10 protein-coding genes are annotated in these 15,921 nt (G+C 69.2%); 1 reads left to right on the plus strand and 9 read right to left on the minus strand.

Features of this window, described 5'->3' with window-relative positions:
• Positions 1-3: 3 nt before the first annotated feature.
• From pqqE to AC1RLW_RS10285, 8 genes are all read right to left on the minus strand, one after another.
• Complete coding sequence (pqqE, locus tag AC1RLW_RS10250) at positions 4-1,182, minus strand: pyrroloquinoline quinone biosynthesis protein PqqE (RefSeq protein WP_493192953.1); 1,179 nt, start codon at positions 1,180-1,182, stop codon at positions 4-6.
• Positions 1,160-1,429, minus strand: a complete 270-nt coding sequence (gene pqqD / locus AC1RLW_RS10255) for a pyrroloquinoline quinone biosynthesis peptide chaperone PqqD (RefSeq protein WP_070059765.1) — start codon at positions 1,427-1,429, stop codon at positions 1,160-1,162. Before pqqD ends, pqqE begins: the two co-directional genes overlap by 23 nt.
• Positions 1,426-2,172 (minus strand): pyrroloquinoline-quinone synthase PqqC, encoded by a 747-nt coding sequence (gene pqqC / locus AC1RLW_RS10260; RefSeq protein ID WP_493192954.1) that lies wholly within the window; start codon positions 2,170-2,172, stop codon positions 1,426-1,428. The genes pqqD and pqqC overlap by 4 nt, the downstream gene beginning before the upstream one ends.
• 4 nt (positions 2,173-2,176) lie before the next feature.
• Entirely contained in the window at positions 2,177-3,097 is a 921-nt protein-coding gene (gene pqqB, locus AC1RLW_RS10265) for a pyrroloquinoline quinone biosynthesis protein PqqB (protein WP_369632076.1), read from the minus strand.
• A gap of 57 nt (positions 3,098-3,154) precedes the next feature.
• A complete protein-coding gene (gene pqqA, locus AC1RLW_RS10270; protein ID WP_080898329.1) occupies positions 3,155-3,229 on the minus strand; it encodes a pyrroloquinoline quinone precursor peptide PqqA in 75 nt (24 codons plus the stop codon).
• Between the two features lie 36 nt (positions 3,230-3,265).
• Positions 3,266-5,491, minus strand: coding sequence for an outer membrane protein assembly factor BamB family protein (locus AC1RLW_RS10275; RefSeq protein WP_493192955.1), 2,226 nt, complete (start codon positions 5,489-5,491; stop codon positions 3,266-3,268).
• A 91-nt stretch (positions 5,492-5,582) separates the two neighbouring features.
• On the minus strand, positions 5,583-6,644 hold the full coding sequence (locus AC1RLW_RS10280) for a ThuA domain-containing protein (protein ID WP_493192956.1): 1,062 nt from the start codon (positions 6,642-6,644) through the stop codon (positions 5,583-5,585).
• Between the two features lie 155 nt (positions 6,645-6,799).
• Positions 6,800-7,807 carry a TRAP transporter substrate-binding protein gene (locus AC1RLW_RS10285; protein WP_095744508.1) on the minus strand — a complete coding sequence of 336 codons (1,008 nt, stop codon included), beginning with the start codon at positions 7,805-7,807 and terminating at the stop codon, positions 6,800-6,802.
• Positions 7,808-7,947: 140 nt separating this feature from the next.
• Here AC1RLW_RS10285 and AC1RLW_RS10290 point away from each other — a divergent pair, with 140 nt between their 5' ends.
• Complete coding sequence (locus AC1RLW_RS10290) at positions 7,948-8,730, plus strand: IclR family transcriptional regulator (protein ID WP_062481672.1); 783 nt, start codon at positions 7,948-7,950, stop codon at positions 8,728-8,730.
• Between the two features lie 16 nt (positions 8,731-8,746).
• Here the strand turns inward: AC1RLW_RS10290 and AC1RLW_RS10295 are convergent, their stop codons facing one another.
• On the minus strand, positions 8,747-15,919 hold the full coding sequence (locus AC1RLW_RS10295) for a prealbumin-like fold domain-containing protein (protein ID WP_493192957.1): 7,173 nt from the start codon (positions 15,917-15,919) through the stop codon (positions 8,747-8,749).
• Positions 15,920-15,921 lie beyond the last annotated feature (2 nt).

Below are 15,921 nucleotides of genomic sequence, written 5' to 3' on the forward strand. Positions count from 1 at the left end.
CTCTCAGCTCAGCGCATTCGCGTCGGTGCGAAAGACGAGGTCGCCCGCACGCCGCGCGCCCGGCACGAAGCGGATCGGCGTGCCGACGTCGCGCGGATCACCCGCCGCCTTGACCATCGCCTCCACCTCCTCATGCCGCGGGCTCTTCGGGCACACCGGATCCGTGGCCGCCGCGTCGCCCGTCAGCAGGAAGGCCTGGCAGCGACAGCCGCCGTGGTCCTTCTCTTTCTCGTCGCAGCTCTGGCAGGTGCTGCTCATCCAGCCCGTGCCGCGGTAGGCGCCGAAGGCCGGGCTCTCCTGCCAGATGCTGCGGATGCTGTGCTCGCGCACGTTGGGAAAGTCGAGCCCGGGCAGCATGCGCGCGCTGTGGCACGGCAGCGCCACGCCGTCGGGCGCGACCACGAGGAACACGCTGCCCCACCCCGCCATGCAGGGCTTGGGCTTGCCCTCCGCGTAGTCGGGCACCACCCAGAGGATCTTCATGCGGCCGTCCAGGCGCGGGCGATGGGTTTGCACCACCGCCTCGGCCGTGGCCAGCATCTCGCGCGAGGGCATCAGCATCTCGCGGTTGCGCCAGGCCCAGCCGTAGTACTGCACGTTGGCGAGTTCGAGAAAGTCGGCCTCCATCGCCTCGGCCATCTCGATGATGCGGCCCACGTGCGGCAGGTTGTAGCGGTGCATCACGCAGTTCAGCACCATCGGGTAGCCGAGGTCCTTGATGGTGCGGGCCACGCGCTGCTTGAGGTCGAAGGTCTTCGTGGAGCTGAGGAAGTCGTTGAGTTCGCGGCTCGAGTCCTGGAACGACAGCTGGATGTGGTCCAGCCCTGCCCGCTTCAACGTCTCTGCGCGCTGCGGCGTGAGGCCCACGCCCGAGGTGATCAGGTTGGTATAGAAGCCGAGCTCGTGCGCCGCCGCGACCAGCTCGGGCAGGTCGTCGCGCAGCAGCGGCTCGCCGCCCGAGAAGCCCAGCTGCACTGCGCCCATCGCGCGTGCCTCGCGAAACACGCGAATCCATTCGGCCGTGTCCAGCTCTTCGCGGTAGCGCGTGTAGTCGACCGGGTTGGAGCAGAAGGCGCAGTGCAGCGGGCAGCGGTAGGTCAGCTCGGCCAGCAGCCACAGCGGCGGCTTGGCGACCGCGCGGGGTGCGCGGGCTTGCGGCTCAGCGGATCCAGTGGCGTCCATGGGCCTGCTCCAGGAATTCGAGCACGTCGGCATGCAGGTCGCTCTCTCCGAAGGTGCGCTCCAGGTCGGCCACAAGCGCGGCCACCGAGGTCTTGCCGTCGCAGCGCTGGAGGATCTCGGCCGCCGGCCCGTTCAGCTTGATCATGCCCTCGGGGAACAGCAGCACGTGGCACTGCTGCGCCTCTTCCCACTGCATGCGGTAGATCGAGGTGAGCGCCGGCTGGGCATCGTCGGTCCATGCGGTCATGGTTGCTGGTCTTTCGGAAGGTCGTCGGGATAAGCCTTCTCGATCGCGTCGAGCATGGCCCAGAGGATGTCGAGCTTGAAGCCCAGGATGTGCAGCGCGCGCAGCTGCCGCTCGCGCGTGGTGCACCACTGCATCGCCACTTCGAGGCCGTGCTCGACGTCGCGGTCGGCCAGCGGAATGCGGCTGCGAAAGTAGTCCAGGCCCGAGGTGTCGATCCACGGGTAGTGCGTGGGCCATCCCGCGAGCCGGTCCTTGTGGATGCGCGGCGCGAACATCTCGGTGAGCGAGGAGATCACCGCCTCCTGCCACGGCGCCGTGCGCGCGAAGTTCACGTACGCATCGACCGCGAAGCGCACGCCGGGCACGACGAGCGCGTGCGACTCGAGCACCTCGCGCGCCAGGCCGGTGGCGATGCCCAGGCGGGTCCAGATCTCGATGCCGCCCGCGTTGGCGCCTTCATGGTCGCCATGCCCGTCGTGGTCGAGCATGCGCACCACCCAGCGCCGGCGCGTGGCGCGGTCGTCGCAGTTGGACAGAACGGCGGCGTCCTTCACCGGGATGCGGCACTGGTAGTAGAAGCGGTTCGCCACCCAGCCGCGCACCTGGAAGGGCTGCAGCTCGCCCGCGTTGAGCCGGCGGTTGAAGGGATGGTGGCTGTGGTAGCGCGACTCCATGGCGCGCAACCTCGCTTCGAACTCCTGCGGGGACCATGGGCCTTGTGTCTCTTGTGTCTCTTGTGTCACGTGTTCAGATCTCCAGGACCATGCCGTCGAACGCGACCTCGATGCCGCGGCGCACGAGCTGCGCGCGCTGCGGCCCGTCTTCGTCCAGGATGGGGTTGCTGTTGTTGATGTGGATGAGCACCTTGCGCCGCGCCGCGCAGGCGTCGAGCGCCTGCAGCATGCCGGGGCCGTGCGGCCCGTCGCACTGCGGCAGGTGGCCCATGTCAGCCGCGTGCTTCTTGCCGAGCCCGGCCGCGACCATCTCGTCCTCGGTCCAGAAGGTGCCGTCGACGAGCACGCAGTCGCAGGCGTCGAGGCTGCGGCGCTCGGCCTCGCCGACCTGCGCCAGGCCCGGCGCGTAGAGCACGCGCTTGCCGGTGGCGGGGTCTTCGATGAGCACCGCGGCGTTCTCGCTGCGCGCCTCGGTCTGGCGGCGCGGCGAATACGGCGGCGCCTTGCCGGGCACCGGCACGGCCTGAAGCCGCAGGCCGGCGATGTCGTGCCAGGCGCCGCCGCCGGGCTCGAGCGACAACGGGTGCCAGGTCACGCCGCAGTAGCTGTCGAGGGTGCGCAGCAGCGGCAGGCTGCCGCTGAGGTCGTCATGGGCCTCGGGCGTGCAGTACAGCTGCAGCCGCTGCCCTTCGCGCAGGCTCAGCAGGCCTGCGACGTGGTCGATTTGAGAGTCCATCAGCACCACCGCCTCGATCGGCGAATGGCGCAGTCCGTGGCGCGGCCACAGGGCCGGCGAGGCGCGCAGTTGCGCGCCGAGGTCGGGGGAGGCATTCAGCAGAATCCAGCGTTCGCCATCGGCCGACACGGCGATCGAACTCTGCGTGCGGGGCGTGGCCCGCACCTGCCCGCTTCGCTGGCCGGCGCACAGGCGGCAATTGCAATTCCATTGAGGGAAGCCACCGCCCGCTCCCGAACCCAGCACCAGAATCTTCATGGGGGCCCAACAAAAAAACGGCACCGGCGCAAGGCCGGTGCCGTGTGGGGACCGCGCTCAGCGCGCGGAAATGTACATCGTGATTTCGAAACCGAAACGCAATTCTTCAAACTCAGGCTTGCACCACTTCATCGCATTGCTCCTTCAGGGTTGGGGTTGAGGGACATTTCAATAAACGACGATCTTTCCCGTCGGACGCGGGCTATGGCAGTCGTTGTAAAAGTATTCGCCCGGCGTGTCAAAGGTGTGGGTCTGCGACTGGCCCGGGTTCAGCCTGAAATTGAACCGCCCTTCGAAGAACTGCGTGGCGCAGTGGGTGTTGGCGTTGGCGGCGGGGTTGGTGAAGGTCACGGCGGTGTTGACGGGCACGCGCATGAAGGTCGGCGTCATGGCATTGACGGCCGTCGACTCGGTCGCGCCAGGTTCGTTCGTCGGCGTTTGCACGCGCGCCAGGAACACGGTGTTCGGCGTCGGCAGTGCCGCGCCCTCCACCGCCTGGCCCGACACGGGCCGGCGCACCACGGGCGGTGTCGGCGTAGCGGCCGCGGTCACCGCGCCGCCGACCTTGAAGGCCCACAGCCGGTCGCCGCGCGGGGCCGAGTCGCCGTACGGAATGCTGGTGCCGCCCGAGAACACCGCGATGTACTGCTCGCCGTCGATCTCGTAGGAGACCGGGCTCGCGCTGATCGCCGCGCCGGTCTGGAAGCGCCACAGCTCGGTGCCGTCCTGCGCATCGAGCGCCAGCAGGTTGCCGTCGGGCTGCCCGATGAACAGCAGGTCGGAGGCCGTGCTCAGGATGCCGTTGCCGTGCGCCACCGAGTACGGCAGCGGCTTCTTCCATTTGACGAGGTTGGTGCTCGGGTCGACCGCCACGACCGCCCCGGTCATGTAGGTGCCCGGCGGGCGCAGGCCGTTGCTCGACTCGCTGAGCGAATGCGCCGCCGACACGTAGCCCATGCCCGTGTAGACCAGGCCCGTGCGCTGGCTGAAGGACTGGTGGTTCCAGTTGGCACCGCCGCCGTGGCCCGGGATGGAGAGGATCGGCACATCCCAGTGCGCGTCGAACAGGCAGCCCTTCGTGTAGTTGGGCACCGCGCGGTTCGGGTCGCCCGGAATGGCCGTGCCCAGCGGCTGGTCGACGATGCAGGTCTCGGTCCAGGCGCCCTGGCGCGGCAGGGGCTGCGTGGGCCAGCTGGCCTGGCGGGCGTCCTGCTTCACGGGCACTTCGTCGATGCCCAGCGGCGCGCTGCCGTCCTTGCGATCGAGGATGTAGTACATGCCCGTCTTGCTGCCGTAGATGACGACCTTGCGGTCCTTGCCGTCGATCTTCACATCGGCGAGCACGGGCGACATCACGTTGTCCATGTCCCAGATGTCGTGGTGCACCGACTGGAAGTGCCACTTGTATTCGCCGCTCTTCAGGTCGAGCGCGACGATGGAGTTGGCGAACAGGTTCTGGCCCGGGCGCGAGGAGCCGTCCTGCGACGAGCCGCCGCGCACGTTGCCGAAGGTCCAGTACACCAGGCCCAGCTCGGGATCGACCGCGGGATGGATCCACGGCGTGGCGCCGGTACGTGCCGTGTCGGGGGCGCCGCCCCAGGTGTCGTAGCCCAGCTCGCCCGCGCGGGGCACGCCCCAGAAGGTGGTCAGTACCTTGCCGGTGAGTGCGTCGGCAGAGAACGCGGCGCCGCGGTTGCCGTCGTTGGTGCCCAGGTACAGGCGCTTGTCGTGGTAGACCAGCGCGACCTTCTGCAGCGCGCCCTTGTAGTCGGGGTCGGTGCTGCTGGTCGGGTACTGCTTGATCCACTCGACGGCGCCGGTGTCGGTGCGCAGCGCCACGAGGCGATTGCCGGTGGCCACGGTGAACACCAGGCCCAGGTCCTTGGCGACGGCCACGCCGCGGCGGGTGATGCTGCCGTAGGGCGTGGTCCACTTCCACTTCGTGACACCGGTCTTGCCGTCCACCGCGACCACGTTACCCAGTGCGGACTCGATGTAGAGCACGCCGTCGACGACGACGGTGGTGCTCTGGTTGTTGCCGGTGGTCATGCCGCCTTCGATCTGGTTGACCCAGGCGCCGCCCAGCTGCGTGACGAGGCCCTTGTTGATCTTGCGCAGGCTCGAATAGTTCTGGTTGCCCAGGTTGCCGCCGACCTTCGGAAAGTCCTTGTCGCCGGCGGTGCAGCAGTCCGACAGGTCGGCCGCGGGTGCGGCGGTGGCCGGTGGCGATGCGGGCGGCGGTGTGCCGGCAGACGGCGGCGGCGCGGGGACCGGCACCACGGGCAGCACGGGCGTGCCGCCACCGCCGCTGGAGCCGCCGCAGGCGGTGATCAGCAACGGCGATGCAAGCACGCCGCACGAGATCAGCAGCGTGACCAATGATTTTTTCTTCATGGATGTCTCTACTCGGTGAACGTTGGAACAGGGGTGTTCGAAACGACCGGTGGCGCGCACACGGCGCCGCACCGGCCCCGGGAGGTCGTGGTTATTCAGTGGTGCAGAAAGGTGTCAGCCCCATCGCCGACTTCACGCCTTGCACGACGAGCTTCTGGAACTCGATGGCGCCCACGCCCGACAGGTCGGCGGTGAACGAGTGCGCGTTGTGCCCGAGGGTCGTGAGCCATGCGCGGCCGCCGTCGTAGTACTGGCACCAGGCGACCGGATGGAAGTCGGCGTGACCGGGATGCGGCGCGGAGGTGAGCGGCTTCAGCGTCGAGGTGTCGACCTTGGCCAGGAACTTCACCTTCGTCGGGAAGGGCATCAGGTTGTACCACTCGTCCTGGAAGGAGAAGCGCTTGGGCACGTCCTTCGTCGAAGGGTCGTCCGAGACGATCTCGACATCGCCCGCGCGGTTCGGTCCGTGGTTGTAGAAGTTCGCGTTGCCCAGCAGGCCTTCGTAGTAGGGCCAGTTGTATTCGGCGCCGAAGGCGTTGTGCAGGCCGACGAAGCCGCCGCCGCGGCGCATGTAGTTGCGCAGTGCGGTGCGCGCGGCGTCCTGGCTGGTGCTCACGGCGCCGTTCCACAAGGTGTCGCGGTTCGAGCTCGCGAAGATGATCGCCTTGTAGTTGTTGATGCGGCTGCCCAGCACGGCCACGTCCTCGGTCCAGTCGACCGTGATGCCCTCGGCCGACAGCATGCGCACGAGGCCTGCCTGCATCACGTTGTCGGTGTTCATCGCCGGGTTCAGGCCGGCCGCCATCGGCGTGCCGAGCACGGCATGGCGCGGGCCGGCGGTGCGCGAGTAGATCAGCACGCGGTCGGGCGTGGTGGCGAAGGCGCCCCAGTCGTTGTAGCACTTGGGGTTGGTGCCGCGGCAGACGTTGTAGTACTCGTCGAAGCTGTCGTCGACCTCGGCCACCGGCTCGGTGGGCGCCGGCACTTCGTCGGTCGGTGCGGGCGGCGGTGCCGATGCAGCGGGTGCGGGCGCCACGGGCAGGAACGGCAAGGCCGTGCCACCTCCGCCGTCGCCTCCACCGCAGGCAGTCAATGCCAGCGCGAGCGCGGCGGCCGATGCAAGTCCGAAGGGAATGGATCTGGAATGTTTCAACGGAGTCTCCTCTTGGTGGTCAATGGCGGAATCGGACGGGCGCACGCGCCCAGCACGTGTCGCTGCGCCGCGGGTGGCGGCAGGCGCAGACGTGGGAGTGACGGAAATTGCCGGCGGGAACGAAGAAGGAATTCGTCGTCAGCCGTGAGGGCGCGCTACTTGCGGATGCGCACGAGCTCGTCGTTGTAGAGCTTGACGATGGCGGGGTCGTACTGGGCGGCGAACTTGTCGACGACGGGCTTGGCGATGTCGCGCATGCGCTTTTGTTCGGCGGCGCTGAGTTCGTTGAACTGCGCGCCCTTGGCCTGCAGGTCGCCCACGGCCTTCTGTGCAGCCGCACGACTGACTTGCCGCTGATAACCGCGTGCCTCGTTGGCCGCGTCGTTCATCATCTTCTGCTCGGCGGGCGTGAGCGAGTCCCAGAACTTCTTGCTCACCAACACGATGTTGGCGGCGTACACGTGGTTGGTGGCGCTGACGAACTTCTGCACTTCGTAGAACTTGTTCGACAGGATCACCGCATAGGGGTTCTCCTGGCCATCGACTGCCTTGGCTTCGAGGGCACCGTACAGCTCGGCAAAGGGCATCGGCACCGGATTGGCCTTGAAGGCCTTGAAGGTCTCGAGGAACACAGGGTTGGGGATCACACGGATCTTCAGACCTTCAAGGTCTTCAGGCTTGGTGATCGGGCGCTTGCTGTTCGTCACGTTGCGAAAGCCCAGGTCCCAGTAGCCCAGGGCGACGAGGCCCTTCTCGGGGAGCTTGGCGATGAGGGCTTGTCCCAGAGGCCCATCGAGCAGCGCATCGGCCTGCGCGAAGTTGTTCACCGAGAAGGGAAAGTCGACGAGGCCGAACTCCTTGACGATGCCTGCGAGCGACGTGGTGGCCGGTGCCGACATCTGCTGCACGCCGCCCTGCAGGGCCGACTGCTGCTGCATCTCGTTGCCCAACTGCGAGGCAGGGAACTCCTGGACCTTCATCTTGCCGCCGCTCTTGGCCGACAGCAGTTCGGCAAAGCGCTTGACACCGAAGCTCACGGGGTGGTCGGCGTTGTTCAGGTGGCCGAAGCGGATCACCCGCTCCTGCTGCGCCTGCGCAACAGCAGGAACGACCAGGGCGAGGGCAAGGCCGGCGGTGGCCAGCGAGCGGTAAAGCGTTCTCAAAGTTGTTCTCCAGCGTGCGATTGAGCGGTCCATGCCGGGGCGCTTCACACGCGCTCCGACTCCTGGCGGCGCGATCTTATCGATTTAGTGGAAAATCTTTCTACTAGTGAAAACACTTGGCAAAATGCTAGAGTCGTCTCATGACAGCCATACTCGAACGCAGCTTCAAGGTGCTCGAACACCTCTCCGGCCACCCCGAGGGCCGTGCGCTTTCCGCGCTTTCTGCCGAGCTGGAAATGCCGTTGAGCGCCACCCACCGCCTGCTGAGCGAGCTGGTGCGCTACGGCTATGTGCGGCAGGACCAGAGCCATGGCGACTACATGCTGACCATCAAGCTGGTGTCGCTGGGCCTGAGCTTCTTGAGCAACAGCGGCATCGTCGACGTGGCACAGCCGCTGCTCGACCGGCTCGCGGTCGCGTCGGGCGAGCTGGTGCGGCTGGCGGTGGTCGACGGCGACGAGCTCACCTTCGTCGCGAAGGCGCAAGGCGCCACGCGCGGGCTGCGCTACGACCCGGACATGGGCCTGTCGGTGAACCTCTCATGCAGCTCCGCAGGCCACGCCTGGCTGTCGACCATGACGGACGAGCAGGCGCTGCAGCTCGTCGCGAAGCAGGGCTTCGGCCAGCCGGAAGACTTCGGCCCGAAAGCGCCGACCACCGTGAAGGCGCTGCTCGTGTTCCTGCGCGCCACGCGCAAGCGCGGCTTCTCGATGATCAACGAGGTGTTCGCCCCCGCGATGACCGCCATGGCCGCGCCGGTGCGCGGTGCGCACGGCGGCGTGATCGGCGTCATCACCATCGCGGGGCCGCTGGTGCGGCTCACGGAAGAACGCATGCTCGCGCTGGGCCCGCAGCTGCTGGCCGCGGCGGACGACGTGGCGCGGGCCAGCGGCGCGTCCGCACTGTTCAAGCGCCGGGCCTGAAGGCCCTGCCAGGTCCTTAGTCGACCTTCACCTGGAACAGCACGAAGCCCGTGCCGCCCGGCTCGACCGTGCCCGTGAAGCGCCAGTCGATCGCGCCCGTGCCCCCTGCGGGTTGAACCGTGGTGCAGGCCACCGCGCCCGCGGGCGGCGCGTTCGCCGGCGTGGTCTTGACGCAGCCCGTGAGCGACGCCGGCGTGGTGCCGGTGGTTGCGCTCACGAAGGTGGTGTAGCCCGGCGTCATGTCGTTCACCACCATGCTGCGGATCGGCGCGTCGCCGTTGTTCGTGTAGGTGATGCGGTACTCCAGCGTCTCGCCCGACTTGGCCTGGTTGTTGACGCCGAAGGTGCCGCTTTGCGTGATGTTGCGCACTTCCTTCTTCAGCTCCAGCGCCACGCCCGACACCGTCGTGAGGTCGTCCAGCGTGAAGCTGCCGCTGAGCGACGGGCTGGCGTTGGTGTAGGTGAAGTCGGCGCGGATCGTCGCCCTGTTGTTCGAGCCCAGCGGCGCCGTGGCGGGAATGAACTCCTGCACGATCACGCAGACCTTGCCCGCGAAGGCCACAGGCGTGGCCGCCGCGCTCGGCGGGTACAGCTGCGCCGCGCCGGGCTGCAGGCTGCCGGTGCAACCCACGTCCGCGAAGACCTTCGTCGTCCAGCCAGTGATGGCGGGCGTGGCCGTCTCGCTCGCCACGCTGAAGCGCACCTGCCCTGCCGTGCCGGCCGTGAAGGTGTGGGCGTAGGTCACGGTGCTGCCCGGCAGGCCGGTCTTGGCACCGTCGGTCGCGAAGGTGCTGTTGTCGACGTCGCCGAAGTTCAGGTTGGCGTGGCCCGTGCCGTTCCAGCTGAAGGCGATGCGGTCGGGCGTGCCGGTGCGCGTGTAGGTGTAGGTGCCACCGGCCGCGGCCACCGCAGAGCCCGAAGGCAGCGCGACGTTGCCCACCGAGGCACCCGTGGACACGCGCGTGCCGGGGTTGGTCTCTTCCACGCACATCGCCGAGCCCGTGGCCGTGCCGGCCGGCACGCTCAGGCTGTAGGCACCCGAGGCGTCCGTGAGCGCGCTCGCGTACACGGTGGCGCCGCAGTTGGTCAGCCGCACGCTCACGCCCGACAACGGGCCCTCGCCGCCGTTGACGAGGCCGTCGTTGGCCGTGCCGCTGCCCACGCCGTTGTCCAGGAACACGCGGCCGCTCACGATGGCAGCGAGCGTGTTGGTGAAGGTACAGACCACCGCCGTGCCGTTCGTCAGCCCGGCCGCAGGCAGCGTGACGGTGCCCGCCACCAGGTCGACCGCCGCCGTCGCCCCGCCCGCCAGGCCCGTGCAGGTCGCGCCCGAGAACGCGAAGCCGCCGGGCATCGAGGCCGCGACTTCGGTCAGCACCGTCTGCGTGTTGGCCGTGGTGAGCGTCTTGATCGTGCCCACCACCGTCGAGCCCGACACCGAGACGTTGATGCTGTCCGAGCCGAAGCCGTTGGTGCCGCTGAACGCGAAGGTGCCCGTGCCGCCCAGCGCCTGCTTGCGGATCTGCACCGTCGGCAGGCGGTTGTTGCTGTAGGTGCAGACGATGGCCTTGCCGGCATCGCCCGCGCCGATCACCAGCGTGTTGCTGGCCTGGCCGTTGGTGCCGCTCAGGGCATTGGCCGTGGCGCCGCCGTCGGCGGTACACGACAGCAAGGTCGTGTAGTTGGCCAGCGTGCCGGTGGGCATCGTTTCCGCGGGGAAGGTGATGGTGTTGCCGACGGCCGCCACCACTGCCGCGCCGCTGTTGCCGGCCGTGGGTGCGGTCGCGGTGAACGCGGCCGTGTTGTTGGTCGCGCCCGTGGTCGCGCCGATGCTGGCGACGTTGCCCGTCTCGCTGTTCGCGCCCCAGGCCTTGCGCACCTGCAGGGTGACCGTCTTCTTCGCGTTGGTGTAGGTACAGACGATGGCCTTGCCGGCGTCAGCCGCGGCAATCGCCAGCGTGTTGCTCGCCTGGCCGTTGGTGCCGCTCAGCGGGTTGGTGGTGGCGCCGCCGTCGGCGGTACAGGCGAGCACGGTGCTGTAGTTCGCGAGCGAGCCGGTGGTCATCGTCTCGGCCGGCAGCGTGAGCGTGCCGCCGACGACCATCGACACCGCCGCGCCGCTGTTGCCGGCGGTGGGTGCGGTCGCGGTGAACGCCGACGTGTTGCTGCTGCCGCCCGAGGTGGCGCCGATGCTGGCCACGTCGCCGCTCGTGCTGTCCGCGCTCCAGGCCTTGCGCAGCTGCACGGTCACGGTCTTGGGCGTGTTGGTGTAGGTACAGACGATGGCCTTGCCCGCGTCGCCCGCGCCGACCAGCAGCGTGTTGCTGTTCTGTCCGTTGGTGCCACTGAGCGCATTGGCCGTGGCACCGCCGCCGGCCGTACACGCCAGCACCGTGGTGTAGTTGGCGAGCGTGCCCGGCGCCATCGTCTCGGCCGGCAGCGTGATCGTGTTGCCGGCCTGCACGGTCACGGCCGTGCCGCTGTTGGCGCCCGTGGGCGCCGTCGCGGTGAAGGCCGTGGTGTTGCTCGATCCGCCCGCGCTCGCGCCGATGCTCGCCACGTTGCCGGCGATGCTGTTCGCGCCCCAGGCCTTGGCGATCTGCAGCGTCGCCGTCTTCGGCGTGTTGGTGTAGGTACAGACGATGGCCTTGCCCGCGTCGCCCGCGCCGACCACCAGCGTGTTGCTGGCCTGGCCGTTGGTGCCGCTCAGCGTGTTGGCCGTGGCGCCGCCATCGGCGGTACACGACAGCACGGTGGTGTAGTTGGCCAGCGTACCCGTGGTCATCGTCTCGGCCGGGAAGGTGAGCGTGTCGCCCGCGGCCACCGACACCGCGGTGCCGCTGGTGCCCGCCGTCGGCGCCGTCGCCGTGAACGCGGCGGTGTTGTTCGCGCCGCCCGTGGTCGCGCCGATGCTCGCCACGTTGCCCGTGGTGCTGCCGGCGCTCCAGGCCTTGGCCAGTTGCAGCGTCGCGGTCCTGCGCGTGTTGGTGTAGGCGCAGTTCACCGCGCTGTCCGACGGCATGGTGAAGCTGCGGCTCAGGCCGCTGCCGCTCACCGTCACCGCGCTGCCGTCCGACACCTTGGTACAGGCCAGCGTCGTGGTGTAGTTGGCGGCGTTGCCGGTGGTGAAAGCCTCGGCCAGCGTCACCGTGGCGCCGCTGGCCGCGGTGGCCGTGGCGTTGGTGGTGGTGGCCGGCGCGGTCGACGTGCCGGCGGTCGCGCCCGTCACTTCGGCGGCGCTGCCGCTGACCGTCAGGTTGACCTTGTCGCCGGCGATGGCGCCGCTCCAGCTCTTGGACAAGGTCACCGCCGCCGTCTTGCGCGTGTTGGCGTAGGTACAGACGATGGCCGTGTCGGCCGCGCCCACCGTCAGCGTGTTGCCCGACAGGCCGCTGGTGCCGGTGCAGCTCAGCGCGCTCGTGTAGTTGGCGGCGCTGCCGGTGGTGAAGCTCTCGGCCAGCGTGATGACGCTGCCCACGGGCACGGCCTGCGCGGTGCCGGTGTCGGTCTCGGCGGCCGTGTTGGCCACCGAGGCCAACGTGGTCAGGCCCGTGCCGGTGACGCTCACCGCGTCGTTGACGATCGCGCCCGACCAGGTCTTGGCCAGCGTGACGGTCGCCGTCTTCGCGGTGTTGGTGATCTCGCAAATGATCGGCAGGCCCGCGTCGGCGTTGCCCAGGGTCAGCAGGTTGCCGCTGAGCGAACCGCCGCCGGTGCAGCTCCAGGCGCTGGCGGTGTACGAGCCGGCGTTGGTGCCGAAGGGCGTCTCCGACAGCGTCACGGTGTCGCCCACCGCCACGCGCTGCGCGCCGCCGGTGTCCGTCTCGTTGGGCGTGTTGGCCGTGGCCTGCAGGTTGAAGGCGTAGCCGATGTTGTGGTTCGGGTGCACCGTGCCCGACGCGGTCAGCGTGAAGGCGTCGTTGACCAGCGCGTTGACCCACTTCTTGCGCAGCTGCACCGTCGGCGCCTTGGCGTTGGTGACGGTACAGACGATGTTCGAGCCCGCCACCGTCGCCGCGGCGTTCAGCGTGAACTGGTTCGTGTTCTGCGCGGTCCCGCGCGTCACCGTGCCGCCGCTGCCCATGCCCGTGCAGCTGACGTCGGTGATCACGTAGTCGGGCACGCCCGTGGCTGGCGTGTAGGTTTCGGTGAAGGTGGTCGCCGTGCCCGTCGCGGTCAGCGTCTGCACCGGCCCGTTGACGGCCGTGCCGGCCACGGTGGTGGTGATGGTGTGCGCGGCCACGCCGTTGGTGCCCGTGAAGTCGAAGCCGGCCACGCCGCCGAGCGAACGCTTGGCGAGGGTCAGGGTCGCGGGCTTGCCGGTGTTGGTGTAGGTACAGACGATGGCCTTGCCCGCGTCGGTCGCGCCGATCAGCAGCGTGTTGCTGCTCTGCCCGTTGGTGCCACTCAGCGCGTTGGCCGTGGCGCCGCCCCCTGCCGTACACGACAGCACCGTGTTGTAGCTCGCGAGCGAGCCCGTGGGCATCGTCTCGGCCGGCAGCGTGATGGTGTTGCCCGCGACCACGTTCACCGTGCTGCTGTTGCCCGCCGTGGGCGCGGTCGCCGTGAACGCCGTGGTGTTGCTCGCGCCGCCCGTGCTCGCGCCGATGCTCGCCACGTTGCCGCTGATGGCGCCTGCGCCCCAGGATTTGGTCAGTTGCAGCGTGGCCGTCTTCGGCGTGTTGGTGTAGGTACACAGGATCGCCTTGCCCGCATCGGCCGGGCCGATCAGCAAAGTGTTGGTGGCCTGCCCGTTGGTGCCGCTCAGCGCGTTGGCCGTGGCGCCGCCGCCGGCCGTACAGGCCAGCACGGTGTTGTAGTTCGCCAGCGTCCCCGTGGGCATCGTTTCCGCGGGGAAGGTGATGGTGTTGCCGGCGACTACGGTCACGGCCGCGCCGCTGTTGGCACCCGTCGGCGCCGTCGCCGTGAAGGCGGCGGTGTTGTTCGCGCCGCCCGTGCTCGCGCCCAGGCTCGCCACGTTGCCGGCGATGCTGTTCGCGCCCCAGGCCTTGGCGATCTGCAGCGTCGCCGTCTTTGGCGTGTTGGTGTAGGTACAGACGATGGCCTTGCCCGCGTCGCCCGCGCCGACCAGCAGCGTGTTGCTGTTCTGTCCGTTGGTGCCGCTGAGCGCATTGGCCGTGGCACCGCCGCCGGCCGTACACGCCAGCACCGTGTTGTAGTTCGCCAGCGTGCCCGGCGACATCGTCTCGGCCGGCAGCGTGATCGTGTTGCCCGTGGCCACGGTCACGGCAGTGCCGCTGGTCGCGCCCGTGGGGGCCGTGGCCGTGAAGGCCGTGGTGTTGTTGGTGCCGCCCGTGGAGGCTGGAATGCTCGCCACGTTGCCCGTGAGGCTGTTGGCGCCCCACGACTTGACCAGCTGCAGCGTGGAGGTCTTCGGCGTGTTGGTGTAGGTACAAACGATGGCCTTGCCCGCGTCGCCCGCGCCGATCGTCAGCGTGTTGGTCGCCTGGCCATTGGTGCCGCTCAGGCTGTTGGCCGTCGCGCCGCCACCGGCGGTACACGACAGCACGGTCGTGTAGTTCGGCAGCACGCCGCCGTTCATGGTTTCCGCGGGGAAGGTGATCGTGTTGCCGGCCGCCACGGTCACGGTCGCGCTGGTGTTGGCCGTCGGCGCCGTCGACGAGAACGCCACGGTGTTCGCCGCGCCGCCCGTGGTGGCGCCGATGTTCGCCACGTTGCCCGTCACGCTGATGGGGTTCCACGACTTGGCCAGCTGCAGGGTCGCTGTCTTGCGCGTGTTGGTGTAGGTACAGACGATGTCCTTGCCGATGTCGCCGAGGGCGATCGTCAGCGTGTTCGATACCTGTCCGTTGGTGCCGCTCAACGTGCTGGCCATCGTGCCGCTGTTCACGGTGCATGACAGCACGGTGTTGTAGTTCGCCAGCGTGCCGGTGGTCAGTGTTTCGGCGGGCAGCGTGATGACGTTGCCGATGTTCACGCCCACGACGGAGCTGGAGGCGGCAGTGGAGGCCGTCGAGGTGAAGGCCGAGGTATTGCTGGCGCCGAAGAAGTTGGTACCGCCCGTGGAGGCGCCAATGCTCGCCACGTCGCCGGTGTTGCTGCCGGCCGACCAGGCCTTCGCGAGCTGCAGCCTGACCACGTTGAACTGGATGACGACGAGGCCGTTGCCGCCGGTGGAGCCGGTCAGCGAAGCGCGCGCGCCGCCCACGCCGACGCCGCCCTGGTAGAGCGTGTTGCCCTGGTTGGCCGGGTTGGAAGCCGCCGAGTAGCTGCCGTCCGCTCCCGCGGTGATCACGCCGCCGGTCACGCCCGTGCCGATGAAGCCCGAGCCGCCGCCGCCCGGTCCGTTGTAGGAACAGCCGACCGAGACGGGATTGGGCGTGTTGCTGCACTGGGCCATGCCGCCGCCGCCGCCGAACCAGCCGCCGCCGCCGCCGCCACCGCCCTCGTACTGGAGGGGGGTGCCACCGACCGCCGAGCACCCGGTGCCGCCCTGCAAGGCGCTGCCGTCAGTGCCGGCCGGACAGGTGGCCGCGACGGTCCCCGCACTCGGGGTGCCGCGCGCACCGCCGGCGGCCTGGGTACCGCCCCGTCCGCCCGTGCCGGTGGACGAGCCGCCGTTGGTGCCACCGCCGCCGCCCGGCACCGGGCTGCCGACGTCGGTCCAGAAGGCGCTGCCGCCGCCACCGCCTGCGATCAGCCGTGCAGCGGCCGCCGAAAACTCCGTGCCGCCGTTCCACAGCGCACTCATGCCGCCGCCCGACGAACCGGCAACGCCCGCGTTCGCGCCATTGCCGCCGCCGCCCCCGCGGCCGTAGGTCGCGCCGGTGCCCCCGTTCTGCCCGCCCTGCCCCACCGTCACCGCCATGGCGGTGCCGGGCGTGACCGACACGGTGCCGTCGGCGAAGCCGCCGGCGCCCCCGTTGGCCGAGTTGCCACCGGCCGCCGTGGAGCCGCCGCCGCCGGCGCCCCACATCGTGACGCGCACCGACGACACGCCCGCAGGCACCGTGAAGGTCTGCGCCGAGCCCGAATGGGTGAAGGTCACGCAGCTGTTGTAGCCCGACTGCGGCGTGCACGCAGCGGTTGCAGCTTGCGCGCCCGGCATGGCAATGAGCCACAAGGCCGTCGCGGCAAGCGCGCCCTTCAGCACCCCGCCAAGCCGCGCCATCCCGCCCGCTTCGTTTCTCGTTCTGCTTTGCATCATGG

Source organism: Variovorax sp. GW822-FHT04A09 (genome assembly GCF_058801005.1).